Origin of the sequence: Asaia sp. SF2.1 (assembly GCF_000505765.1) — a bacterium.
GTDB lineage: Bacteria > Pseudomonadota > Alphaproteobacteria > Acetobacterales > Acetobacteraceae > Asaia > Asaia bogorensis.
The window spans coordinates 338,943-363,430 of sequence record NZ_AYXS01000001.1 but is presented as its reverse complement, the minus strand read 5'-3'; the positions used below and the strand labels follow the sequence as shown (position 1 = coordinate 363,430).

The window sequence follows — 24,488 nt, the reverse complement described above, 5'->3', positions numbered from 1 at the left end:
TGATCCCGCCAATGACCTCATTAAGCGTTGAGAGGGGATGCAGCGATGTCTGGATGGGTTTACGACCGGGCGGTTTCTGATCCAGCCGGCTCACGCTGAGATCCCCCCATTGAGTAAGAAGCAATGTACGCGGGATGGGGGTCGCCGTCATGACCAGAATATCGGTGCAGTAACCCTTTCCACCCAGCATGGCACGCTGCTGCACGCCAAAGCGATGTTGCTCGTCGATGACGGCAAGACCCAGATCGTGAAACACCACAGCTTCCTGAAACAGGGCATGGGTGCCGATGACGAGCTGTGCCGTGCCGTCGGCGATGGCCTTGAGCGCAAGAGCGCGCGCCTTTCCCTTCACGCTGCCGGACAGATAGACGCAGGGTACGCCAGAAAGGCGCGACAGGGTCTCATAATGCTGGCTGGCCAGAATCTCGGTTGGGGCCATGAGGGCGGCCTGCGCTCCAGCTTCCACGGCACGAAGCATGGCCATCAGCGCCACGAGCGTCTTGCCTGCGCCAACGTCGCCTTGCAGCAGGCGCATCATGGGCACAGGTGCGGCCATATCTGCGTCGATTTCGGCCAGAGCCCGGTTCTGCGCGCCGGTCATGACATGGCCGAACCGGTCCAGAGCAGCCTCGCGCAGGGTACCGTCACCTTTCAGAGCGCGACCGGACAGGATGCGTGCCTCCTGACGCGCGAGCGCGAGGGAAAGCTGATCGGCCAGACATTCATCGAATGCCAGCCGTTCGCGCGCCATCAGGGCCAGGCGAGACCAGTGACGGTCTGGCTCGACTTTGGGGCGGTGCAGAATTTCGAGCGCCTCGTGAAAGGGCGGCCAGTCATGGCGCGCCAATGCTTCCGTGGGTATCCATTCCGGCATAGGCGGCAGAAGATCGAGCGCCTTGTGCATGGCGCGACGCATGACGGACGGAAATAGGCCAGCGGTCAGCGGCCAGACCGGGTCGATGGCGGGGATTGTGTCATGGCGCAGCCAGTTCACCATGTAATCCGGATGCGGCATCGTAAGCGACAGACCGTAGCGCTCGAGCTTGCCCGAGACGGCGAGTTCATCACCCGGTGCAACGGAGCGGACGAACGCCTGATGAAAGAACAGAATCTCCACCTCATCGGTGTCATCGGTCGCACGGATGCGAAAGGGCTGGCGGGCGCGACTGGGCTGGACGATGTCGAGCACACGCAGCCGGGCGGTCAGGGTTGCGCCGGGCATAAGCTGCTCACGGGCCTCACGCAGGGTCATGATCGTGCGTCGGTCGACGTAGCTGCTTGGCAGGGTGAAAAGAAGGTCCATAACCCTGTTGCCACCGGCAACCTTGCGCAGCAACCCGTCATAACGGGGGCCAATGCCGGGCAGGGTGGCGAGGGGCGCCAGAAGCGGGGTGATCGTCGATAGCTCTGGAGACATGACCTTCATGGAACATGGGCTGACATCGGGAGTTTCACAGGCTATAGGATAGAACCGTCATGGAACAAAACGAAACCATCGCCTGGCAGCACGCCTGCATTGTGGCGCGCGTGCTTTGGATTTCTGTATGACCGATACCCCCGACCGGCCGACCCTCTGGGGCGTGCCGGAGGCCTATACGGCCTTTCTCCTGCGTCGCCGCCTGAGCGAGCATGACGGCCCGCTCATCCATGTGGAGCGCGACGATGCCGCTGTCGCCGCGCTGGCTGACATGCTGGCCTATGTCGAGCCCGGCGTGAGCGTATTACGCTTCCCCGCCTGGGATTGCCTTCCCTATGACCGTGTCTCGCCCAATCCGGCCCTGACAGCGGAGCGTGCCGCAACGCTGACGCGTCTGCTGGAACCCGCAGGGGCGACGCGGCGCATCGTGCTGACCACGGTTCATGCCCTTGTCCAGCGCGTGCCGCCACGCGATGCGTTCCGCAACCAGGCCATTTCCGTGAAGAAGGGCGAGGCTCTCGATCAGGCCATGCTGATCGATCTTCTGGTCGCGAGCGGCTACACGCGCACCGATACGGTGATGGAGGCCGGTGAGTTTGCCACACGCGGGGGCATTTTCGATCTGTTCCCCGCCGGCGAGAGCGAGCCAATACGCCTCGATCTGTTCGGCGATGAGGTCGACAACATCAGGCGCTTTGACGTGTCGAGCCAGCGCTCGACCGATACGCTGGACGCTTTCAACCTTCGCCCCGTCTCCGAATATGCGTTGAGCCCCGAGGCCATAAGCCGCTTCCGCTCCGCCTGGCGCGATCTTTTCGGGCCATCCTCAGCTTCGGATGTGCTGTACGAAAACGTTTCCGAGGGAAGGCGTTTTCCGGGCCTCGAACACTACATTCCGCTTTTCCATGAGCATATGGATACGCTGGTCGATTATTTGCCCGATGCATCGATCAGCATGGACCATCAGGTGCCGGATATTCTCTCGGCCCGCCTGGAAATGATCGCCGATCACTTCGAGGCCAGAAAGGCTCCCGCGCGTGAGGGAGAGGCCATCTATCGGGCATTGCCTTCGCACCTGCTTTATCTCAATCGCTCGGGCTGGGACGCCATGCTGGCCCGTGTACCGAGCATTGCCCTCAATCCTTTCGCCAAGCCCGATACGGTACAGGGCATGGATGCCGGGGGCAGGCCGGGGCCCATTTTCGTCCGTGGCAAGGATGGTACGCGTAAAGGGGCTTTCGATGCCCTGCGGACACAGCTTGAGGCATGGGAGAAAGCCGGACGGCGCTGCTACGTGACGGCATGGACCAAGGGCTCGCGCGAGCGCATTGCCTCGCTGCTGAAGGAGCACAAATTTACCACCGAGTCCCACGATAGCTGGGCTTCGGCGGCGGGGATCTCGCCGGGAACAGTCGGGCTCATTGTGCTCGGGCTTGAACGTGGCTTTGTGGCGGACCGCATGGCGTTCATCTCCGAGCAGGACCTGCTGGGTGAGCGGATCGCCCGTCCGCCCCGTCGCAAGCGCCGGGCTGAGCAGTTTATTACCGAGGCGTCTGAAATTGCCGAAGGTGATCTGGTCGTCCACGCTGATTACGGCATCGGGCGCTATGAGGGGCTGGAAACGGTCAGTGATGGCGTGGCCCCGCATGATTGCTTGCGTCTGCTCTATGACGGGGCGCAGAAGCTTTTCCTGCCGGTTGAAAACATCGAGCTTCTGAGCCGCTTTGGTTCGGAGCAGGGCGGTGTGGCGCTGGACAAGCTGGGCGGTCAGGCCTGGCAAGCCCGCAAGGCCAAGATGAAGGAGCGCATTCGCGACATGGCGGGCGAGCTGATACGCACCGCCGCCGGTCGCGCCATGAAGGAAGCGCCGTCGCTCATACCTGCCGAAGGGATGTGGGACGAGTTCTGCGCCCGCTTCCCCTTTGTCGAGACCGAGGACCAGTCACGCGCCATTGCCGATGTGCTGGAGGACCTGACCTCCGGGCGCCCCATGGACCGTCTGGTTTGTGGCGATGTCGGCTTTGGCAAGACGGAGGTTGCCCTGCGCGCAGCCTTTGTGGCGGCGTTGTCGGGTGTGCAGGTGGCTGTTGTCGTTCCCACCACGTTGCTCGCACGACAGCACTTTCGTAGTTTCTCGACCCGGTTCGAGGGCTTTCCTGTCCGTATTGCCCAGCTGTCCCGCCTCGTGACAGCCAAGGAAGCTGCCGAGACGCGACGCGCGCTGGAAGAAGGGCAGGTCGATATTGTGGTCGGCACACACGCGCTGATCGCCAAATCGGTCAATTTCGCCAATCTGGGCTTGCTGATCATTGATGAGGAGCAGCATTTTGGCGTGGCGCACAAGGAGCGTCTCAAGTCCATGCGCGAGGATGTGCATGTGCTTACACTCTCCGCCACGCCCCTCCCGCGCACCTTGCAGCTCTCGCTAACAGGCGTGCGCGAGATGAGCCTCATTGCCACGCCGCCAACGGACCGGCTTGCCGTACGGACCTTCATCACACCGTTTGACAGTGTGATGATCCGCGAGGCGATCCAGCGCGAGCGTTTTCGTGGCGGGCAGGTTTTCTGCGTCGTGCCGCGTATCGAGGATATGGACCGCATGGCGGACCGCCTGCGTGACATCGTGCCCGATGCCAAAACCGTTCAGGCGCATGGTCGTCTGACCCCGGCAGAACTCGAGCGCGTCATGACGGAATTTTCCGACGGGCGCTACGATATCCTGCTTTCCACCAATATTGTGGAAAGCGGTCTGGACATGCCTGCGGTGAATACGCTGATCATCCATCGTGCCGATATGTTCGGCCTGGGTCAGCTCTACCAGCTTCGCGGGCGCGTGGGGCGCGGCAAGCAGCGCGGCTATGCCTATCTCACTTGGCCGCAGAGCCATCGGCTTTCGCCGGCTTCCGAAAAGCGTCTTGAAATCATGCAGACGCTCGACACGCTCGGGGCGGGCTTCACCCTGGCGTCACATGACCTGGATCTGCGCGGCGCGGGGAACCTGCTGGGTGATGAGCAGTCGGGTCATATCAAGGAGGTCGGGATCGAGCTCTACCAGCAGATGCTGGAAGACGCCGTTACCACCATGCGCCTGCAGAAGGATCAGAAGCGCGCTGAGGACAAGGACTGGACCCCCAACATCATTCTGGGTCTGCCCGTGCTTATCCCGGAAACCTATGTGCGCGACCTTCCTGTTCGGCTGGGTCTTTATCGCCGTATTGCCGGGCTGGAAGGCGAGGCGGAGCTCGACGCAATGCGCGCCGAACTGGTCGATCGTTTTGGTTCGCTGTCGCAGGAAGTGGAGAACCTGCTTGATGTGGTTGTCATCAAGCGTCTGTGCAGTGCGGCTGGCGTGGATCGGCTTGAGGCCGGCCCCAAGGGCATGGTCATCCAGTTCCGTAATCGGAAGTTCCGCAACCCGATGGGTCTGCTGAAATGGGTGGAACGACACAAGGATCAGGGCGTGAAGCTGCGTCCCGACCAGAAGCTTGCTGTCGTGCGCGAAATGACCAACGCGCAGAGAATCACCATGGCCCGTAAGGTGATGGGGGCGCTGAAAAAGCTGGCTGACAAGGCTGACGCCTGAGTCGTGTTGCGAGCTAACAGCCGCAGAGAATATTGGGTTCTGAAGGGAGGGCTTGTCTCTTCCTCCTACGTCTCACCCCCAGACCGGGGGATGCTGAACGGGGTGGAGGCAACTTAATTTGCTCTGGTTTGTTCGATTTGTATCGAATGAATGGAGACATATCATGCTTGCACTCGATCTCTCGGGAAAAAAGGCGCTGGTGACCGGGTCGACCGGCGGTATTGGTCTTGCGATTGCAAAGCGTCTGGCAGAAGCCGGAGCCCATGTGATCGTGAATGGGCGTGGCGAGACACGCACAACTGCGGCCGTAGAGGCGATCCGTCAGGAGGTCAACGATGCCTCTGTGAGCGGATTTGCGGGCGACGTGGCGCAGACTGAAATTATCGCCCAGTTGATTGCAGCGCATCCTGAAGTCGATGTGCTGGTCAACAATCTGGGTATTTTCGAGGAAGTCCCGTTTGCCGAGATCAGCGATGCGGAATGGCAGCGGTTTTTCGATATCAATGTCATGAGCGGGGTACGGCTTTCCCGTGCGTATCTGCCGAAAATGGTCGAGCGCAAGGATGGCCGGATTGTCTTTATCTCGAGTGAGTCAGGCCTCAATATTCCGGCAGAGATGATCCATTACGGATTCAGTAAGGCGGCTCAGATTGCGATCGCGCGCGGCCTGGCCGAAAGCGTGGCCGGTACCGGCGTGACAATCAACAGTGTGTTGCCGGGCCCCACCCGTACGGAGGGGGTGATGAGCATGATCGACAAGGCTGCCGAAAAATCGGGGCGGTCGGCGCAGGAAGTCGAGGCGTCTTTCCTGAAGGAGAACCGGCCGACCACGTTGATCAATCGCCTGGCCGATCCGCAGGAAGTCGCAAATATGGTGGCCTATATCTGCTCGCCGCTTGCCTCAGCAACGTCGGGTGCGGCCCTGCGAGTTGAGGGTGGCCTGCTGCGTCACCCCGGCTGATCGACCTCGCCGGAAGGGGCGTGTGGGGGGGCGGGTAATAGCTTGTCGATGAAACACCGATCACTGGCTCGCCCCGCGATATCGATCAGGACTCCCGAAAGACACCCTTCCGCGTCGAGTAGTGCGGCAGCGGCATATCCTCCATCGCTGCCGGTGCTGGCATGAAGCATGGAGTCTCGGATTGCGGGATGGAAAGCGTGCAAGCGAAATGGGCAATTTGCGGAATATTATCACTCACCCAGTCAAAAGCGGAAGGCCCATCATCGGCGCAGTCAAGTGTGCCCAAAGCATTATAGGCCGCCGCCGGGAAAACACCGATGCAAGCCGCATCGATGCTGAACTCCGCCATGAGGACGGTGAAGGCTGGTTTTGTTCCTGACACTTCAAGCCAGATCAGACTGTTAGTATGAGCGTAAAATGCTTCAGTCTCTTCACCTGACTCATACACCCATGGCGTCAAAATCGTGACGCCTGCGGGAAGCGTGATCTTGTTCAGGGTATCAGGTTGACTCAGCGGGTCGCCTACGAAAATTCCCCGCCCAGTATCGAGGGGTGGGAAAGTCTGCCATTTGAAAGGTCGCCCGGCCTCGGTCGCCAGCCATTGCCGTGCAGGCGATGACGGGGGGTATTCGCTCATTGTTGGCATCCAGGGTGGCGTGTTGGTGCTGTGACTGATCGCGTCGGCGTATTTCCCGGTGTGCAATGTGTTCATAGCCCGTGATACTGGTTCTACAGGACCCGGATTGCCAGCGATGACCGTCCGTATTGCAATAATCGTCCACCAGTTCCGTGTATATGGCGAAACTCTGCTTTGAGGATCAAGATTTCATGTATGATAATCCGGCAGGGTATTCATCGTAGAACAGCTTGCGAGCCGTCGTCTTATTTGAAAGACACAAATGAAACCGGAATTGTGACACCAGCGTGTTTCCTCCTGCGCGGGCGTCACGGTTCAGTTGCGTGGCGTCAGTGAAAGCGCTTGAGGGATCCAAAATCCCCGTCGGCGCGAGATATCCGAGCAGGTCTCGGGCCAATTGTCCCTGATCCGCGAGCCAACTGCCTGGACAAGCATGGATAAGGGATAATTGTCCGGGCCATGCCGCTCAGTTCACCGGGATAGGGATAGAGTTAACCTTGAGCACGCCGCCGCCCAGCGTCAGGTCCCACAGAACCTGATTGCCATCGCGATGCCCCATGAACTGGGCCACAGCGAGCGCGGTTGATACGCCACTTGGCAGGACGGGCCGGATGGTCGCCAACAGATCGCTCAGGTCGGTGATGGCGACATGTAGTTCGCCTGCACTTGTGGCCGTAGTGCGACCGGGGGTGACCCAGCCATGACCATCCAGAAGTCCTTTCTCCCACAAGGCCTGTAGGGAGGAGATCGTGATCCTCCCTTCGGGAGATTTTGTGCTGTCGAGCATCTGCTCAGGAATGGTCAGGGTCGTGCTCAGTTTTCCCGGGAGAGCGGAGCCGCCCGGCGCACTGACACCGGCGGCTGCAAAGTTGATATCCACACTTCCCGGTGTCTGGCCTGACCTCAACGTGATATTCACCCGATCAGCCGTATAGCGGTTCTTGCCATCAGATAACGCGATGCCCGTCCAGACGAGTTCGGCCACGGCTCCCTGATGCAAGGCGTCGCGCAGGCTCTTAAGGGCTGGCCTGCCATCGACGCCACGGCACCCGGCGGGAGATCCGTTATGGACCACCTTGAGTAGACCAAAGGAGATCAGGGCATTGGCATCACGTAGGTTGGGCAGGGTCAAATGGCCTTGCCGGTCCTGCGCCATTACCTGACCAACGCCGAGTGTGGCGCCTCCGCCTGAAAGCGCGGCGCTGTAGCCAGACATTGTGAGGCTCGCCGCGCCTATCGTGCGCGATGCCGCCTGCGAGGCCATGCAGGATGCCGGGATGGCATCAGCATGCGCGTGACGGGCGGCCCCTCCCAGAGCGAGGAGGGCGAGAAGAGAGGCTGCGGCATGTTTCATGGGGGGGAGGATGGGGCTGTTCATGCCCTCTTACAACCCGAATTTTACGGCAGGAGTTGGGCGCAGGCTCGTAGCCCGCTAGAAGAGATCACCTGCCTGACAGGCGCAATGCAAACATGGATGAGGAATGGCGATGAGTGGACTGGATCCGCAGGACTGGACCGGGCTGCGTGCCCTTGCCCATCGTATGCTCGATGATGTTTTCGATCGGGCCGAGCAGATGGGGGAGGGGCCTGTCTGGCAGCCGATGCCGGCTGCGCTGCGCGCCGGGTTCCGGGACGCGTTGCCGCGCGAGGGGCAGGAGGCGCAGGCGCTTTATGACCGTTTCCTGAGGGAAATCCGCCCTTATTCAAATGGCAATCCGCATCCCGGTTTCATGGGATGGGTTCAGGGCGCGGGTACGCCAATCGGTATTCTTGCCGAGATGCTCGCTGCCAGCCTGAACGATAATTGTGGCGGCCGCGATCATGCTGCCATCGAAGTGGAGCGTCAGGTGATACGCTGGGCCGCCGAGATGGTGGGTATGCCGACCGCTTCGTCTGGTTGTCTCGTCACAGGGTCATCGCTCGCGAACTTCATCGGAATCATCACCGCCGGCCGCGCTGCAATACCAGGGCTACGTCAGACCGGAGTATCGGGCGCAAAGCTCGTTGGCTATGCCGCCGAAACCGCTCATGGCTGTGTGAGCCGCGCTTTCGACATGGCGGGGCTTGGAAGTGACGCCCTGCGCCTCATCCCGGTTGATGAGCTGTACCGCATGGATGATCTGGCACTCTCACAACGTATCGCCGAGGATCGTGCGGCAGGGTATCATCCCTTCGTCATTATCGGCACAGCGGGCAGTGTGGATTGCGGCGCTGTCGATCCGTTGGAGGTCCTTGCCGATATCGCCGCTAGAGAACAATGCTGGTTTCACGTCGATGGTGCTTTCGGGGCGTTTGCCCGGCTCTCCCCTGAGCACGCTATCATGCTTGATGGCATCGAAAGAGCCGACAGCCTTGCCCTCGATTTCCATAAATGGGGCCAGGTTCCCTACGACGCGGGCTGTATTCTGGTGCGGAATCCTGCCGTGCATGCGCAGGCATTCGCCCAGTCACTGAGCTATCTCACCCGGGCGGATCGCGGGCTGGCGGGTAATGCCCCCTGGCCCTGCGATTTCGGGCCTGATCTGTCACGCGGGTTTCGGGCGCTCAAGGTGTGGATGACGATCGCTCATTATGGCGCCGACCGCCTGGGGGAAATGGTGGAGGAGTGTTGCACCGTTGCCCGTTATCTGGCCGAGGCCGTGGAGGCAGATGACCGCTTTTTGCTCATGGCCCCGGTAGCCCTGAACATCGTCTGCTTTACGATGGATGGTCTCGATGATGAGGCGATCGATACGCTGGTGAAAGACCTGCACGAGAGCGGCGTGGCTGCGCCCTCGACAACGCGTATCGGCGAACAGCTTGTCATACGCGCGGCAATCGTCAACCATCGCACAACACGCGCCACAATCGACGCAATGCTCGCCAAGATCCTCGAGCTGGCGGAGCGATGACCGCGGATATGAGGCATCGGCCCTGCCGTCCTGAGCGAGGCCGCCCATGAAGGGCGGTCCACGGCGGGACGGATGATCGGGTTATCGCGCCACGAACAGGTCGGAAAGCTGCTTGATCATGGTTCCGCCAAGCTCTTCCGCATTGGTGAGCGTAACCGAGTTACGGTAATAGCGGGTTACGTCATGGCCGATCCCGATGGCGAGAAGCTCCGTCTCGGGAGAGGCTTCGATACGCGCAATGACCGAGCGCAGATGGTCTTCCAGATAAGAGCTTGGATTGGTCGAGAACGTGCTGTCATCAACAGGCGCGCCGTCTGAAATCACCATCAGGATACGCCTGTGCTCAGGGCGGCGGCGCAGGCGCTTCCATGCCCAGAGCAACGCCTCGCCATCGATATTCTCCTTGAGTAACCCTTCGCGCAGCATAAGCCCAAGATTGTTGCGGGCCCGGCGCAAGGGCGTGTCGGCATCCTTGTAGATGATGTGGCGCAGGTCATTCAGACGACCCGGATCAGGTGGACGACCCGCTGCCACCCAGCGCTCCCGGCTCTGGCCGCCTTTCCACGCACGCGTGGTGAAGCCGAGTACTTCCGTCTTGACGCCGCAACGTTCGAGCGTGCGGGCGAGAATGTCACCGCACATGGCGGCAACCGAGATCGGACGACCACGCATCGACCCGGAATTATCGATCAGCAGGGTAACAACCGTGTCGCGAAACTCCGCCTGACGTTCCGTCTTGTAGGACAGCGACAGTGTCGGATTGGCCACGACACGTGCCAGCCGTGCCGCGTCCAGTATGCCCTCCTCCTGATCGAACGCCCAGGAACGTTGCTGCTGCGCCATCAGCTTGCGCTGCAGTCGGTGTGCCAGTCGTGACACGACGCCTTGCAGGCTGCTGAGCTGCTGGTCGAGCTGCTGCCTCAGCCGGGCCAGCTCATCCGGGTCGCACAGATCGGCAGCATCGGCTTCCTCGTCGAAGGCGTTGGTAAAGACCTTATAGGCCGGGGGCGCGGCGCTGGCCTCGGCCTCCTTGCCATTATCGTCTTCCAGAGCACCGGCGGGCTGTTCTGCACCTTCGTCCTGAAGCTCGGAATCACTGGCATCGCGGCTGTCGGGCTGCTCGGTCGGCTCCGGCTGAAAACCGTGCGTCTCGCTGTCATCCTGATCCTGGGGTGAAGGATCATCATCGGGCTGATCGGATTCGGTCTGACTGTCATCATCCTGATCCGGGTCATCTGCCTGACTCTGATCGTCCGGCTCGGGCTCCTCAGTCAGGTCGAATGCCTTGAAAAGGCCGGAGCAGGCCTCGGCAAAGCGTTGCTGGTCCATCTGTGTCGAGGCAAGGCCCGAGAGCGCACGCTTGGCTTCGGGCGAAAGCGTGTCGCGCCATGCCTTGAGCGCCGGACCCGCCTGCGAGGGAGAGGGCAGCCCTGACAGGACCTCGCGCACGAGAAGGGGCAGGGCGACATTGGCAGGCATGTCGTCGCGCGCGCTCATGCGGGCGTAGCCGTTCTCGCTGCAGTCGAGGGCCAGTTTCTGGTCCAGATTGGCCCGCACGCCCGCCATGTGACGCGAGCCATAGACCTCGCAACGCACCTGCTCCAGCGCGTCGTACAAGGGGCGGGTCTCGGCGCTGTCGGCCTGCTGGGGCAGGGGAGACAGTTCTGAATTGTGGTGCTTCAGTCGCAAGGCAGCTGCGTCGGCAGCGCCACGAACGCGTGTCATTTCCTGAGGCGTGAGCGCCCGGGAAACATAGGGAAGCTGGACGCCCGTACCCGGTTTGGCACTGGCCGACGCCGCAAAGCTGATTTCGGTCTCGGGCTCGCCTGACATTGCCCGCAGCGCAGCGCTCGTGGCGCGGCGGAAGGCGTCCGTGCGCTCACTGCCCGGCAGGGCAAGGTCGTTCTGGTTCCTGTCCGGTGCCTTGGCTCTGGAGGTGGCCATGCGCTCGCCCCCGTCAGGCGTTCAGCGGAGACTGGTTGAAGCAGCGCTGATAGTATTCTGCGACAATGCCGCGCTCAGCCTCATCGCATTTATTGAGGAAGGTCAGGCGGAATGCAAAAGCCAGATCGCCAAAAATACGCTCGTTCTCGGCCCAGGTGATGACAGCACGGGGTGACATGACTGTAGAGATATCACCCGCCATGAAACCGGCGCGGGTCAGGTTCGCGAGGGCGACCATGCTTTCGAGACGCGTCGTGATGGCGGGCTCGTTGCCGAGGCCCAGTTTGGCCCGCACGATTCCCACTTCCTGCTCGAGCGGCAGGTAGTTGAGCGATGCGACGATATTCCAGCGATCCATCTGCCCCTGATTGATCTGCTGCGTGCCATGATACAACCCGGTCGTGTCGCCAAGACCCACCGTGTTCGCCGTGGCAAAAAGCCGGAAACCGGCATGGGGGCGTATCACGCGATTCTGGTCGAGCAGGGTCAGGTGGCCTTCGGCTTCAAGAACACGCTGGATGACGAACATGACATCCGGGCGACCGGCATCGTATTCGTCAAAAATCAGGGCGACGGGGTGCTGAAGACACCACGGCAGGAGACCCTCGCGGAACTCGGTGATCTGCTTGCCATCACGCAGAACGATGGCGTCCTTGCCGATCAGGTCGATGCGCGAGATATGGCTGTCGAGATTGATGCGGACGGTGGGCCAGTTCAGCCGTGCCGCAATCTGCTCGATATGGGATGATTTCCCCGTACCATGAAAGCCCTGCACCATGACGCGGCGGTTATTGGCAAAGCCTGCCAGAATGGCCCGCGTCGTGTCGCAGTCGAACTGGTAGCTCGGATCGATATCGGGCACATGCTCGGTCCGGATCGAGAAAGCAGGGACTTCCATGTCGCATTCGATCTTGAACACGTCACGCGCTGAGACGATCCGGTCCGGCGCGCCAAGAACATGAGTCGGCACCGCGTTCTGTTCGGCAGTGACAACCGTTTCCGGTGCATCGATGGAGGCGAGATCGCTCATGGTTTCAATCCGTCTTTCACTCTGTCATGTCAGGTTCCGGCCAAGGATATGGTCATGTTTCCTCACAAGGCCAGAGGGAAACGCGCAATAATCGGGCCTACAGGCTGATGAGATGGGCGCGAATCGTACTATAGGCCACGCTTACCGTCTTGAATCTGTCCTCTGCGGCGGGGTCTCCGGCATTGGCATCGGGATGATGCTTGCGGGCCAGTTCCTTGTAACGTGCCTTGAGAGCCTCGATCGTTACGGGCCAGTCCAGCGCCAATGCACGGAGATGGTCGCGCAGGGGCGGGGGCGCGGCCTCGCGGGCGGCATTGTGCCGCTGGCGGGCAGCCTGAGCGCGCCGCGCGCGCGTGGAGGAAAGAATATCCAGCGGATCGAGAACCTCTTCCTCATCGAAATTCTGTCCACCGCGTGTGCCCAGTTTCCATGAGGGGCGCTGCCATGAGATGTCAGCTCGAAGCTGCGCCTCGATCTGGCCCGGTGTCATACCCTTATAGAAGTCCCAGCGCGCATTGTACTGACGGACATGCTCGAGGCAGAACCAGAAATATTGCCTGAGTTGCGTGCGGTCCTTGGGCGCACGATATCCCGCATGCTCGGTGCAGCCGGGCATGTCGCAGTAACGCTCGGGCGCGTCGGGATCCGGGTCGAAGGCCCTGTGTCGTGTGGATTTGCGCTGCATGATCGGGTTTATGTGCGTTGTAAGGCACATTGATGCAAGGAGGGAGTGGAGATGACCGAGTTGAAGGAACGCGCAGCCCGCATGAGCCGGCAGCTGCAGGATGCTTTGGCACCCGCTGAGTTGACCATTCGTGACGACAGCAAGCGCCACGCCCATCACGCCGGACGCAATGGAGTCGAGGGTGACGAGACCCATTTCACCATGACGATTGTCAGCCCCCGCTTTGCGGGAATGAACCGCGTGGCACGGCATCGTCTCATCAATGAGATGCTCAAGCCGGAATTCGAGAGCGGCTTGCACGCACTCTCGCTCAAGCTGCACGCGCCGGAGGAGGTATGACGGTGCGGCGCGGCCTTGCGGCGACAGGCCTAGCGATTGCTCTGGCCGGATGCGCTGTCAGCGGGACTGATGGCCTGACGGCGCAGCAAAAGGCGCAGGTGAAGCGTGTCGAGGTCTGTCTGAACGATCCCACCCCGGTTGAGGGCAGCTTTATTCAGCGCGGACCACAGCAGAATGGCGGGGCGGGGCATTTTCGCTACGCACCAGGGTCGCTTGGGCTGGACTATACTGTTCCTCACGCCATGACGCTGCGTGCAAGTGGCGCCCATCTCGTTCTTGACGACTCGCAGACGGGTGCGGTGACGCGTCTCAACCTTTCACGCAACCCGCTCGGTCTGCTGCTCCATGTTCCCGTGCGTTTCGATGGTAAGATACGTGTCACGGACATCCGGACTGCGCCGGGGGCAAGCCAGATTTCGCTCGCCCAGGCGGATAATCCCTCTCAAGGGCTGCTGACCCTGCGCTTTCTCGATCAGAACAACCGGCTGCAGCTCTCATCGCTTGATGGTGTCGATGCGCGCGGCAACCGGATCCTGATCCAGCTTTCCGACATTTCTCAGGGTAGCAATGTCACGGGTCAATCGGCCAGCGTCGGAATCGCGCCGAAGAACTGAGGCCAGCAGGTGAGCAGGGCCTGATCGAGATCCCCCATGGTCAGGTCACTATCAAATCGCCTGATGCTCGTGACGCCAAACTCACGAATGCCGCATGGCACGATACCCGAGAAATCTTCGAGGTCAGGGTCGAAGTTGATGGCGACCCCGTGCCACGATACCCAGCGGCTCACCCTGATGCCGAGTGCTGCGATTTTCGTTTCCTCACCTGTGATGGGGTCATTGGTCCATACCCCGATTCGACCGCACTCGGTTCGGCTCTTTATGCCGAGCTGGGCGAGGCTTGCGATAATCCAGCGCTCGAGGCTCTGGACGAATGCGCGAAGATCGCGCGGCGGGGTGGGGTCGTGTGGCTGTTGCAGATCCAGCATGGTGTAGATGATTCGCTGGCCCGGGCCATGATAAGTCCATTGTCCGCCGCGACCGGCCTCAAAGGTTGGCAGACCCTCGGGGTTGATCAGGTCGGTCGCCTTGGCTGAGGTGCCTGCCGTGTAAAGGCGTGGATGCTCGAGAAACCACAGCAACTCGCTTTTCTCTCCGGCTCTTATGGCAGCGGCTCTCTGCTGCATGGTCCCGAGCGCGGTTTCATACGAAACCAGCTCTTTCTCGAATTTCGTCGAGATTTTCTCAAAAATCGTCTCATGGACGATTGCCTGGTCATCAGTCATCGGCTATAGCCCCCTTCACACGAGCGGTATCGCCCAGAGCGGCCCGCTTGTCACGATGCGGTCGTGGCGGAATGGTAGACGCGCAAGCTTGAGGTGCTTGTGGGGGCAACCCCGTGGAAGTTCGAGTCTTCTCGACCGCACCAGATGAACTGGTAGCATCCCCTTCGGGGGATGCCAGTTCCACAAAAATTTCCTTGCCAAAAATGTCAAAAAATCTTCGGTAACGAAATGAACTTTCATTAATGATCCGAATTAACCCCAAAGTGTCATTTGTGAAATTTTGTACGCGCGCCATCACTTTGCCGAACTTGCCTGTATAACCCGGTTCCAGGCAGCCAGTCATCGTGTAGGCTGCATGGCAGTTCTGAGGTCATAAATTGTACGAATACCCTCAGGACACGCTGCGTACTCAAATAGATCTAAAGGTCGGATAACGTGATCAAGCCGCTCAGAAAAGCTGTACTGCCCGTCGCTGGTATGGGAACACGCTTTCTTCCTGCCACTAAGGCAATGCCGAAGGAGATGCTCCCGGTCGTTGATCGTCCGCTGATCCAATACGCCATCGATGAAGCGCGCAAGGCAGGGATCGATCAGTTCTGCCTGATTACAGGACGCGGCAAGGACAGTCTGATCGATTATTTCGATGTGGCTTTCGAACTCGAGACGACGCTGCGCGAGCGCGGCAAGAACGACCTCCTCAAAACCCTGCAGCCGAGCTCGATCGAGGCCGGATCGCTCGCCGCCGTGCGTCAGCAGGAGCCGATGGGCCTTGGTCACGCCATCTGGTGTGCGCGCTCCTTTATCGGTGACGACCCGTTTGCGATCCTGCTGCCCGACGATATCGTTCAGGGTGAAAAGGGCTGCGTCGCCCAGCTGGTTGAGGTTTACAACCAGACCGGCGGGAACGTCGTTGCGGTCTCGGAAGTGCCCAAGGAGCATACCAACCGTTATGGCATCCTCGATGTTGGCAAGGATGATGGCAAGCTGGTCGAGGTCAAGGGCCTCGTCGAGAAGCCGAAGCCTGAAGATGCGCCGTCGAACCTGTCGATCATCGGTCGCTACGTGCTCCTTCCGGAAATCATGACGCATCTGTCCAAGCTCGAGCGTGGAGCCGGTGGTGAAGTCCAGCTGACCGACGCAATGGCCAAGATGATTGGCCATGCCCCGTTCCACGGCCTGCGCTATGAAGGCACGCGTTACGACTGTGGTGACAAGGCTGGCTACCTTGAGGCGCAGATTGCTTTCGCTCTTGAGCGTCCGGACCTGCGTGATGCCATGCGTGGCTTCATCAAGAAATACGCCGATGCCTGATGGACACTCTGTTTCGACATGAGTTCCATCCCTCGATTCTGCGTGAGTATGACATACGTGGGGTCGTGGAAAAAATGCTTGGTGAGGACGACGCCCGGGCTTTGGGCGTCGTTTTTGCGTCTGGCCTGTGTAAGGGGCACGCGGCCACAATCCTGGTCGGCCATGATGGGCGGCTCACCTCTTCCACACTGGAGAAGGCGCTGGTCGAAGGATTGATCATGGGGGGTGCGACGGTACGTCGCATTGGCTGTTGCCCCACCCCTCAGCTCTATCACGCTTCATACCGTCAAGAGGCGGACGGGGCGATCATGGTCACTGGCAGCCATAATCCGCTGGAGTATAATGGCTTCAAGATTGTCCAGCACAACCGCCCCGTTTTCGGACAGGGTCTTGTTGACCTCACGCATTTGCTTCGAGCGGGCATCATGCTGAATGACAGTGCCGAGGGAGGACAGGCCAGGCTGGAATCAGCGACAGCTTATGTCGATGCGCTGCGTTCTGGCCTGCGTAGCGGCGGGCGTCCTCTCAAGGTAGTGTGGGATAACAGCCATTCCTCAGCGGGAGATATTCTCGTAGCGCTCATTCGGGCTCTACCGGGGCAGCACATCGTTCTGAACGGCGAAATCGACGGGCGCTTCCCGGCTCATCATCCGGACCCGACCCTGCCGGAGGCCATGGTGCAGCTACAGACTGCCGTGTGCCAGCATGGTGCTGATCTAGGCGTTGCCTTTGATGGCGATGCGGACCGGCTCGGTGTGGTGGATGAGCAGGGTACGTTAATCGATGCTGATCATTTAAGCTTGCTTCTGGCGCAATCCATCCTGCGTGACACGCCCGGAGCGACGGTCCTCGGCGACGTCAAAATGTCCCGCGTCTTTTTCGAAGGCATCGAAAGGGCAGGAGGTAAGGGCCTTATGTGTCCAAGCGGGCACTCCCACGTCAAGAATGCGTTGCGTGAGACGGGCGCCGTATTCGCTGGTGAAATGTCCGGACATTTCTTTTTCGCCGACCATTGGCCCGGTTTTGATGATGGGCTTTACGCCGCGATACGCATGATCGACTTTCTGTCGCAGCAGACGGCCCCTTTGTCAGCACTTGTTGCGTCGCTCCCTCACGCCGTCTCGACGCCCGAGATAAGATTCGATTGTTCAGATGAGCAAAAATTCAACGTAATCAACGCCGTTATCGCCCAGGCCCGCGAGAGGGGTATGCGCCTGACGCTCATCGATGGGGTCAGGGTGGATGAGGCCAGAGGCTGGTGGCTTCTGCGCGCCTCGAACACTCAGCCAGCCCTCGTTGCGCGCGCGGAAGGGGACGATGAGGCGGCATGTCAGGCCATGATAGAGACCTTGGCAGATCTGCTTCTGCACTCAGCTGTCGCAACCCCTGGAGCGTTAAAACAGGATATCGGGGGTAATGCTGATCACGGAAGAGGCGGAGGGAAGGCGTGACCCAGAACTTCAGCTTTTACGAGCCGGGTCAGTTTGTCACTCATCCCCAATGTCCGGAGTGGGGCGTCGGGCAGATACAGAGTGTGGTCGGTCAGCGCGTGACGATCAATTTCGAGCATCAGGGAAAAGTTCTGGTGAACACGGCACTCATCGAACTGGTTGTTATCGAGTGAATGCCTTGTGGAATGATGGTTCCAGCACGATGGTGTTGCGCTGAAGATCGCAGCTTTCCTCCCTCGGGCACTCGATCTCGTATTGCCGCCGACATGTCTCTCATGCGGCGCCGAGACCATGACAAGCGGTCTCCTCTGCACTGCATGTTTCTGCTCACTGACACCAATCGGGCTCGCCTGCAGGCATTGCGCGCTTCCGGTACCATCGGCAGCCTATCTGGGATCAGATGGCCGCTGTGCCCAATGCGCCGTTGCTCCATACCCCTGGACGGCAGCACGCGCCGCTTATCTTTACGACGGCACGGCGCGCCGGCTGGTCCTTCAATGCAAATATGGGGATCGGCTGGATATCGCGCCCTTTCTGGCCCGCGTCATGGCAGACATGATGGGGGATGAAAGCGCTGAACGCCGGTTGCTTGTTCCTGTCCCCTTGCACCGACAGCGTTTCTGGGAGAGGCGATTCAATCAGGCGGCCCTGCTGGCGGGTCATCTCGTCCGCTCGTCCCCACACTGGCGCCTTCTGCCTGATGCGCTCGTGCGTCATCGCTCCACAGCCACGCTGGCTCGGTTAGCTCCCGAGCTGCGCGAGCAAGCGCTGGATGCGGCCTTTCATGTGCGGGACCGGATAAAGCGATTAATCGAGGGTCAGCATGTCGTTCTGGTTGATGACATCTTGACCACCGGCGCAACCGCCTCCATCTGCGCAAAACAACTGCTCGGCGCAGGCGCGCGGTGTGTCGACCTCCTGGTGGCCACGCGTACCGTCAAACTTGCCGGCGATCATGATCACCAAGGCGGCATTCAGGAGTGAATATGTCCAACATAGAAATCTATACCCAGCCTGGCTGCCCTTACTGCGTGCGCGCCGTGCAGATCCTGCAATCGAAGAACGTACCGTTTCAAGAGATCAATGCCCCTCACGGCACGCAGGCGCGCGAAGATGCGATCAGGCGCTCGGGCGGTGGACGGACCGTGCCTCAGATCTTTGTTGGGGAGCAGTGTCTGGGCGGCTGCACCGACCTCATGCAGCTTGATGCTTCTGGCAAGCTGGACGCGTTGCTCACGCAGGCATGATCTGCTTTCGTTTGCATTGCAAGGCGGGGCATGAATTCGAGGGCTGGTTCCCCGACGGTGCGGAGTTCGAGCGCCAGAAATCTCATAATCTTGTCTCCTGTCCGCAATGTGGTGTGAGTTCGGTTGAGAAAAGCCTGATGGCCCCGGCTATCGCGCGTCAGAGCACGAGCAAAGGTCAATCGGCGACGCCTGCTTCCTCTATCCACATGACGCAGCACGACCAGCTGAGAACGGTGCTCCATTCGCTGAGGCGTCAGGTAGAGATGCAATGTGACGATGTGGGTGACCGGTTTGCCGAAGAGGCGCTGAGGCGTCATGATGAACGCCATAATGAGGACAGCCAGACCGGTCGTGGCATTTACGGCACGATGAGCGACTCTGACAGGGAAAGGCTTGAAGATGAAGGCGTGGATTTCTCCCCGATACCCTGGCTCGACCGCACAGAATCCTGAGCATGCCGGGGTGCGGCGTGCCGCCGGGCTTAGGCGAGGGGGTTTTTCCTTCAGGCACATTGCTGCGATTGTCGCGACAGGTGTGCTCCTGCTCACGACAAGCCTCCCCGGACAGGCTCAAACACGAGGCAATCCGCCTGCGCCCGAGGAGGGATTGTGGCTTGCACAGGATCACGATGGCGTGTTCCTGATCGGCCATTGTAGCGATACGCTCTGCGGCAGGCTGATTGGTATGCAGTATGATGGCCCTGTTCCCAAGGATGTGTGGGGACGTTCACAATGTGGGCTGGTCATGCTGACCGATTTCCGATTAATCAGTGATGAGAACGTGTGGCGGGGGCATATCCTCGACCCGGAGACAGGGCGTACCTACGACGCCCGCATCCATGCCGAATCACCTGAGGTGCTGAAGCTGCGCGGTTTCATTCTGGGTATCCCCCTTTTCGGCAAGACGCAGACATGGACCCGTTATCGCGGCAAGATCGGTCCTGAATGCAAACTGCCTTGAGCCGAATGGTCGCTTGAGGAGCTTGAGAGCATAACATGAAAACGACGATTTCCCGCCGCAGCTTTGCGTTGGGTACCCTTGGCCTGCTGGGTTGCGGCACGGCCATGGCGCAGGATGCTGCTGATCAGGCCCCGGCTGCACCGCCACCCCCGCCCAAGGCGGTTTCCAAGACCATCTGTTTTGTCGGGGGGTACACCAAGCATGCGCCTCCGGGTGGTGCCGGTAATGGTGAGGGTATTGCCGTTTTCGAAATGGATCGTCAGAGCGGCGTCCTAACGCCTGTCACGACCTTTACTGATATCGCCAGCCCGTCTTTCATCACGCTGTCGCATGACAAGCGCTTTCTGTATGCGCTGAGCGAGATCGATGATTTCAACAAGGATGGCGACGGCTCGGTGACCGCCTTTGCGGTGGATCGCAAGACCGGCTCGCTCAAGAAGCTCAACGCGGTCAGCTCCGGCGGGGCTGTGCCTGCGCATCTGAGTGTGCACCACTCAGGGCGTTATGTCCTCGTAGCCAACTACATGGGGGGCTCTGTGGCTGTGCTGCCCATCCGCCCAGACGGGTCGCTCGGTCCGGCGACGGATGTCGTGCACAATACCGGGCCACGCCAGCCCGAGCGTGCGGCAGACAATCCCCAGGGGAATTTCGCGGTATCCGATCACTCGGGGTCGCATCCGCACATGATCCAGAGCGATCCGAGCGGCAAGTTCGTGATTGCGGATGATGCTGGCCTCGATCGCGTCTATGTCTGGACGCTTAATTTGCAGACGGGCAAGCTGGTTCCGGCCAAGACGCCTTATTACGACATGACGCCGGGCAGCGCGCCACGTCATTTCCAGTTCAATCGCTCCGGCAAGCTCATGTACAATCTGTGTGAGCAGGACTCGAAAATTGTCGTCAGCGCTTTCGACCCGCAAACAGGGGCGATCAACAATCTGCAATCGGTCAGCACTGTCACATCGCATTTCCGTGGCAGCACGCTTGCAGCTGAAATCCTGATTTCGGCAGATGACCGCTTTGTCTATGCCTCGAACCGTCTGGGTGATTCCCTTGCCGTGTTCAAGGTGGGTGATGACGGCACCCTGACCCTGCAGGATGAGGCCTGGATGCATGCCGATTACGGTCGCGCCATGATGTTTGACCCGTCGGGCAGCTTCCTGTTCTGTGCCAACCAGCGCAGTGATGCCGTGACGTCATTCAGGATCGACAAGGCGAGCGGCCAGCTCGGCTTTACTGAAAACTTTACCCCGGTCGGAAGCCCAACCACTTTTGCCTTCATGGATACGGAAGTCTGATCCAACCGGCGGGTGAAAACTCTCTCTGCCCTCGGACCCGAGAGGGGCCGGGGCGGAGATGAGGGGGCAGTCGCGGGCAAAGCGACTTTGGCCGGACCAAGGCTGATAAGGCCTCGTTCAGGCGCCATGTTCCCGGATCAGGACCGGGCCACGACACGCCCACTTAACAGGGCGAAAAGCCTGACAGCCTATAGTCTGTCAGGTCGTTGTTCTCAGTCTCGTACAAACATCGTGATGTAATTGATGCTCGTGTCGCGCGTGATGCGCCAGTGCATCGGCCGGTAGCTCATTCCGGCAACATCGATCATGCGCAGGCCAACGGCGCGACCCATTCTGTGCAGTTCCTCGGGCTTGATGAATTTCTGCCAGTCATGCGTACCGACAGGCAGCAGGCGGGCAATATATTCGGCACCGATCTTCGCGACAGCCAGCGACAGCAGCGTGCGGTTGAGTGTTGATACCGCAACAAGGCCACCCGGCTTGGTCAGCGAATGGAGCAGCGCAAGGAATTCCTTTGGGTCATTGACGTGCTCGATCACCTCTAATGCAGAGATGGCATCGAAGCTCTGCCCTTCGCGGACGAGCGTTTCAGCGCTGCCATTGCGATAGACCAGAGGACCCGCATTGTCCGGCAAGGGATGATCTGCCAGATGGGCCTGCGCCGCCCGTATGCCCTCGGGCGAGGCGTCGAGGCCCAGAACGTCATGGCCCATACGGGCATAGGCCTCGCTCGCAAGTCCGGCTCCGCAGCCAATATCGAGAAGCGAGAGCCTGCCGCCACGCGATCCTTGCAGGCGCTTGAGATGCGCATTGACCCATTCGGTGCGCATGGGGTTCATGTCGTGCAGGGGCTTCATGGGGCCCTTCGGGTCCCACCAGGTCGCGGCAAGCTGGTCGAAATGGGCGATCTCGCGATCTGATACGGAAGAGGCTGCGTGATCCGGCATGTTGTTTCCAGGCATACAGAAATGGGTCCGTTGTTCCAGAGTATCTGGACGGCGCGATCTGGACTTAGTATGTGACCCGCCTTTCCTTGCGCAACATCGCAGGCTGGAAAATCCGTTCCCGGCACGCTGTGATTGAACGCTTTCTGCTACGTACGGAGCCAGGTGCACAATTATGACGTCTTCAGACCAGTGCCCAACCCGGATCGTCATGAAGTTCGGCGGAACCTCAGTGGCCGATCTCGATCGTATTCGCGCGGTGGCCGAGCGTGTGCGTAAGGAACGGGAAAAAGGCCATCAGGTTGCCGTCGTGGTTTCGGCCATGGCTGGCGTGACCAACCAGATGGTCGGGTATGTCAGTGCGCTCGATCCCATGGCCGACGCACGCGAATATGATGCTGTGGTGGCCAGTGGCGAGCAGGTCACGAGTGGCCTGACAGCCATCGCGCTACAGGCGCTCGGTGTGCCCGCACGGTCGTGGCAGGGCTGGCAGATTCCGTTCCGCACTGATGATGCCCACGGCAAGGCACGTATCGGCGATGTTGAAGGCGCTGCGCTGATTGCCTGCATGGAGCAGGGTGAAGTGCCGGTCATTGCCGGGTTCCAGGGCGTCGCGCCGGGAGAGCGGATCAGCACGCTGGGTCGTGGTGGCTCTGACACCTCGGCGGTGGCTGTGGCGGCTGCCATCAAGGCCGATCGCTGTGATATCTATACCGATGTCGATGGTATCTACACCACCGATCCGCGTATCGTGAAAAAGGCCAAGAAGCTGGATCGCATCACCTTTGAGGAGATGCTTGAGCTCGCTTCGGTCGGGGCCAAGGTACTCCAGACCCGCTCTGTCGGGCTGGCCATGAAAGAAAAAGTGCGCGTGCGCGTGTTGTCGAGTTTTGAACCTGAAACAGAGCTTTCGGGATCGCTGGTGGTGGATGAGGACGAGATGATGGAAAAGGAACTGGTCACGGGGATCGCCTATTCTCTGGACGAGGCAAAGATCTCGGTGAGCCGAATCCCGGACCGTCCGGGTATCGCCGCTGCCATTTTCAGCCCGCTGACCGAGGCGCGGGTGAATGTGGACATGATCGTGCAGAGCGTCGGCTCCGACGGCTCGACCAACATGACCTTCACCGTGCCCAAGGGCGATCAGGCGCGCGCGCTCGCCGCGCTTGAGGCCGCACGGGCCGACATCCAGTATGGCGAGATCCATACGGCCAATGACGTCGTCAAGATCAGCGTCGTCGGCATCGGCATGCGCTCACATTCGGGCATGGCCAGCACCATGTTCCAGACCCTCGCGGATCGCGGGATCAACGTACAGGTCATCTCCACCAGCGAAATCAAGATCTCTGTGCTGATCGACGCCGAATATATGGAACTCGCCATGCGCGCCCTGCACACGGCTTATGGTCTGGACGGGGAATGAGCATGACCGGCAACAGCATCGATCCAGCCCGCCAGAAGGCCCGCGCCACGCTTGACCGGCTCTGGGCCCCGGGTTGCCAGTTCCTCGGCACGCCAACCGCCATTCTGGGCGGTGCGATGTCCTGGGTGAGTGAGCGCAATCTCGTTTCGGCCATTTCCAATGCTGGCGGGTTTGGCGTGATTGCCTGCGGGGCCATGACGCCCGACCGTCTGGCCGAAGAAATTGCGGCCACGCAGGCTCTGACAGACAAGCCGTTTGGTGTGAACCTCATCACGATGCACCCTGAGCTCGACAAGCTGGTCGATGTCTGTATCGCAGCGAAGGTCGGGCATGTCGTGCTGGCTGGTGGTGTGCCGAGCGGGGCCACCATCAAGCAGGTGCGTGATAGTGGTGCGCGGGCAATCGGTTTTGCGCCGGCTCTGGCGCTGGGCAAGCGTCTGGTCAAGCAGGGGATCGAGGCGCTGGTCATTGAGGGTTCAGAGGCGGGCGGTCATGTCGGGCCGGTGTCCCTGAATGTTCTGGCTCAGGAAATCCTGCCCCATATCCATGCCGTGCCGGTTTTCGTGGCAGGTGGCCTGGCGCGCGGGGATGCCGTTCTGGGTTATCTGGAGCAGGGCGCATCCGGTGCGCAGCTGGGCACCCTTTTTGCCGCCAGCAGCGAGAGCATCGCGCATGAGGCCTTCAAGAAGGCCTTTGTGCGAGCGGCGGCACGTGATGCCGTAACATCCAACCAGATCGATGAACGCTTTCCGGTCATTCCGGTGCGCGGGCTGAATAATGCTGGCACGCGCCGTTTCATGGCCCATCAGGCGGCGACGCTGGGCCGGTTCACCTCGGGCGAACTGACCAAGGAAGAAGCCCAGCTTGAAATCGAGCACTTCTGGGCCGGTGCGCTGCGCCGCGCCGTGATCGAAGGCGATGTGGAGGAAGGCTCGGTGATGGCCGGGCAGTCCGTTGGCATGGTCAAGGCCATTCGCCCGGTTGCCGAGATTCTGCATGATCTGGTTGAGCAGGCGGTTGACGCGCTGGTTGCAAGAGACGCCCGTACAGGGCATCCTGCGCCCTCAGAGTTTGCAGTCGGGTAA

The 24,488-nt window shown here is 60.4% G+C and carries 24 protein-coding genes, 1 tRNA gene and 1 pseudogene; 17 read left to right on the top strand and 9 right to left on the bottom strand.

Translation table 11 applies throughout. The features are described from left to right. Positions 1 to 1,426: ATP-dependent DNA helicase RecG (locus P792_RS22245; protein ID WP_035439209.1), on the bottom strand; the 1,426-nt coding region annotated here is incomplete at its 3' end. A 118-nt stretch (positions 1,427 to 1,544) separates the two neighbouring features. On the opposite strand from P792_RS22245, the gene mfd reads away from it, so the two are divergent. Together mfd and P792_RS22235 are read left to right on the top strand one after the other, a co-directional pair. Continuing rightward, positions 1,545 to 5,000, top strand: coding sequence for a transcription-repair coupling factor (gene mfd, locus P792_RS22240; RefSeq protein WP_023977458.1), 3,456 nt, complete (start codon positions 1,545 to 1,547; stop codon positions 4,998 to 5,000). A gap of 163 nt (positions 5,001 to 5,163) precedes the next feature. After that, positions 5,164 to 5,961: an SDR family NAD(P)-dependent oxidoreductase gene (locus P792_RS22235; protein ID WP_023977457.1), complete on the top strand. Its 798-nt coding sequence runs from the start codon at positions 5,164 to 5,166 to the stop codon at positions 5,959 to 5,961. A gap of 85 nt (positions 5,962 to 6,046) precedes the next feature. Here the strand turns inward: P792_RS22235 and P792_RS22230 are convergent, their stop codons facing one another. Next, complete coding sequence (locus P792_RS22230) at positions 6,047 to 6,598, bottom strand: hypothetical protein (protein ID WP_023977456.1); 552 nt, start codon at positions 6,596 to 6,598, stop codon at positions 6,047 to 6,049. Between the two features lie 466 nt (positions 6,599 to 7,064). Then, on the bottom strand, positions 7,065 to 7,976 hold the full coding sequence (locus P792_RS35740) for a hypothetical protein (protein ID WP_152530109.1): 912 nt from the start codon (positions 7,974 to 7,976) through the stop codon (positions 7,065 to 7,067). A 109-nt stretch (positions 7,977 to 8,085) separates the two neighbouring features. Between P792_RS35740 and P792_RS0117660 the strand changes: the two genes are divergently transcribed. After that, positions 8,086 to 9,489, top strand: coding sequence for a pyridoxal-dependent decarboxylase (locus P792_RS0117660; protein ID WP_031239924.1), 1,404 nt, complete (start codon positions 8,086 to 8,088; stop codon positions 9,487 to 9,489). A gap of 81 nt (positions 9,490 to 9,570) precedes the next feature. Here the strand turns inward: P792_RS0117660 and P792_RS22225 are convergent, their stop codons facing one another. From P792_RS22225 to P792_RS22215, 3 genes are all read right to left on the bottom strand, one after another. Further along, on the bottom strand, positions 9,571 to 11,433 hold the full coding sequence (locus P792_RS22225; RefSeq protein ID WP_023977454.1) for a cobaltochelatase CobT-related protein: 1,863 nt from the start codon (positions 11,431 to 11,433) through the stop codon (positions 9,571 to 9,573). Positions 11,434 to 11,446: 13 nt separating this feature from the next. Then, on the bottom strand, positions 11,447 to 12,463 hold the full coding sequence (locus P792_RS22220) for an AAA family ATPase (RefSeq protein WP_023977453.1): 1,017 nt from the start codon (positions 12,461 to 12,463) through the stop codon (positions 11,447 to 11,449). 97 nt (positions 12,464 to 12,560) lie between these two features. Further along, a complete protein-coding gene (locus tag P792_RS22215) occupies positions 12,561 to 13,148 on the bottom strand; it encodes a DnaJ domain-containing protein (RefSeq protein WP_035439208.1) in 588 nt (195 codons plus the stop codon). A gap of 51 nt (positions 13,149 to 13,199) precedes the next feature. On the opposite strand from P792_RS22215, the gene P792_RS22210 reads away from it, so the two are divergent. Together P792_RS22210 and P792_RS22205 are read left to right on the top strand one after the other, a co-directional pair. Next, a complete protein-coding gene (locus P792_RS22210; RefSeq protein WP_023977451.1) occupies positions 13,200 to 13,487 on the top strand; it encodes a BolA family transcriptional regulator in 288 nt (95 codons plus the stop codon). Beyond that, complete coding sequence (locus tag P792_RS22205) at positions 13,484 to 14,101, top strand: outer-membrane lipoprotein carrier protein LolA (RefSeq protein ID WP_146926591.1); 618 nt, start codon at positions 13,484 to 13,486, stop codon at positions 14,099 to 14,101. Before P792_RS22210 ends, P792_RS22205 begins: the two co-directional genes overlap by 4 nt. On the opposite strand, the gene lipB is transcribed toward P792_RS22205, so the two are convergent. Continuing rightward, positions 14,065 to 14,769, bottom strand: coding sequence for a lipoyl(octanoyl) transferase LipB (gene lipB / locus P792_RS22200; RefSeq protein ID WP_023977449.1), 705 nt, complete (start codon positions 14,767 to 14,769; stop codon positions 14,065 to 14,067). The two genes, P792_RS22205 and lipB, sit on opposite strands and share 37 nt — an antisense overlap. Before the next feature lie 57 nt (positions 14,770 to 14,826). Here lipB and P792_RS22195 point away from each other — a divergent pair. The 5 genes and pseudogenes from P792_RS22195 to P792_RS39565 all read left to right on the top strand — a co-directional run. Then, positions 14,827 to 14,912: transfer RNA gene (locus tag P792_RS22195), tRNA-Leu, on the top strand. A gap of 292 nt (positions 14,913 to 15,204) precedes the next feature. Further along, positions 15,205 to 16,080 carry a UTP--glucose-1-phosphate uridylyltransferase GalU gene (gene galU / locus P792_RS22190; protein WP_023977448.1) on the top strand — a complete coding sequence of 292 codons (876 nt, stop codon included), beginning with the start codon at positions 15,205 to 15,207 and terminating at the stop codon, positions 16,078 to 16,080. After that, positions 16,080 to 17,531: a phosphomannomutase/phosphoglucomutase gene (locus tag P792_RS22185; RefSeq protein ID WP_023977447.1), complete on the top strand. Its 1,452-nt coding sequence runs from the start codon at positions 16,080 to 16,082 to the stop codon at positions 17,529 to 17,531. The genes galU and P792_RS22185 overlap by 1 nt, the downstream gene beginning before the upstream one ends. Continuing rightward, positions 17,528 to 17,704: a DUF3553 domain-containing protein gene (locus tag P792_RS36355; RefSeq protein ID WP_023977446.1), complete on the top strand. Its 177-nt coding sequence runs from the start codon at positions 17,528 to 17,530 to the stop codon at positions 17,702 to 17,704. The genes P792_RS22185 and P792_RS36355 overlap by 4 nt, the downstream gene beginning before the upstream one ends. Before the next feature lie 118 nt (positions 17,705 to 17,822). Beyond that, positions 17,823 to 17,891: pseudogene (locus tag P792_RS39565) on the top strand (hypothetical protein); the annotation flags it as partial. 36 nt (positions 17,892 to 17,927) lie between these two features. Here the strand turns inward: P792_RS39565 and P792_RS38145 are convergent. Continuing rightward, a complete protein-coding gene (locus P792_RS38145) occupies positions 17,928 to 18,194 on the bottom strand; it encodes a hypothetical protein (protein ID WP_235075367.1) in 267 nt (88 codons plus the stop codon). A 45-nt stretch (positions 18,195 to 18,239) separates the two neighbouring features. On the opposite strand from P792_RS38145, the gene P792_RS38140 reads away from it, so the two are divergent. The 5 genes from P792_RS38140 to P792_RS22160 are packed head-to-tail and all read left to right on the top strand — an operon-like array spanning position 18,240 to position 21,036. Then, positions 18,240 to 18,515: a ComF family protein gene (locus tag P792_RS38140; protein ID WP_235075366.1), complete on the top strand. Its 276-nt coding sequence runs from the start codon at positions 18,240 to 18,242 to the stop codon at positions 18,513 to 18,515. 2 nt (positions 18,516 to 18,517) lie between these two features. Next, the gene (gene grxC / locus P792_RS22175) at positions 18,518 to 18,778 is read left to right on the top strand and encodes a glutaredoxin 3 (protein ID WP_023977444.1); all 261 of its coding nucleotides are present in this window, start codon (positions 18,518 to 18,520) and stop codon (positions 18,776 to 18,778) included. Beyond that, a complete protein-coding gene (locus P792_RS22170; protein WP_023977443.1) occupies positions 18,775 to 19,230 on the top strand; it encodes a DUF1178 family protein in 456 nt (151 codons plus the stop codon). Before grxC ends, P792_RS22170 begins: the two co-directional genes overlap by 4 nt. Continuing rightward, on the top strand, positions 19,178 to 19,738 hold the full coding sequence (locus tag P792_RS22165; protein WP_081866773.1) for a DUF2147 domain-containing protein: 561 nt from the start codon (positions 19,178 to 19,180) through the stop codon (positions 19,736 to 19,738). Before P792_RS22170 ends, P792_RS22165 begins: the two co-directional genes overlap by 53 nt. 35 nt (positions 19,739 to 19,773) lie before the next feature. Beyond that, complete coding sequence (locus P792_RS22160; RefSeq protein ID WP_023977441.1) at positions 19,774 to 21,036, top strand: lactonase family protein; 1,263 nt, start codon at positions 19,774 to 19,776, stop codon at positions 21,034 to 21,036. 212 nt (positions 21,037 to 21,248) lie between these two features. On the opposite strand, the gene ubiG is transcribed toward P792_RS22160, so the two are convergent. After that, positions 21,249 to 21,998 (bottom strand): bifunctional 2-polyprenyl-6-hydroxyphenol methylase/3-demethylubiquinol 3-O-methyltransferase UbiG, encoded by a 750-nt coding sequence (gene ubiG, locus P792_RS22155; RefSeq protein ID WP_023977440.1) that lies wholly within the window; start codon positions 21,996 to 21,998, stop codon positions 21,249 to 21,251. Positions 21,999 to 22,155: 157 nt separating this feature from the next. Between ubiG and P792_RS22150 the strand changes: the two genes are divergently transcribed. Next, a complete protein-coding gene (locus P792_RS22150) occupies positions 22,156 to 23,403 on the top strand; it encodes an aspartate kinase (protein WP_081866774.1) in 1,248 nt (415 codons plus the stop codon). 2 nt (positions 23,404 to 23,405) lie between these two features. After that, entirely contained in the window at positions 23,406 to 24,488 is a 1,083-nt protein-coding gene (locus P792_RS22145) for an NAD(P)H-dependent flavin oxidoreductase (protein ID WP_369794191.1), read from the top strand.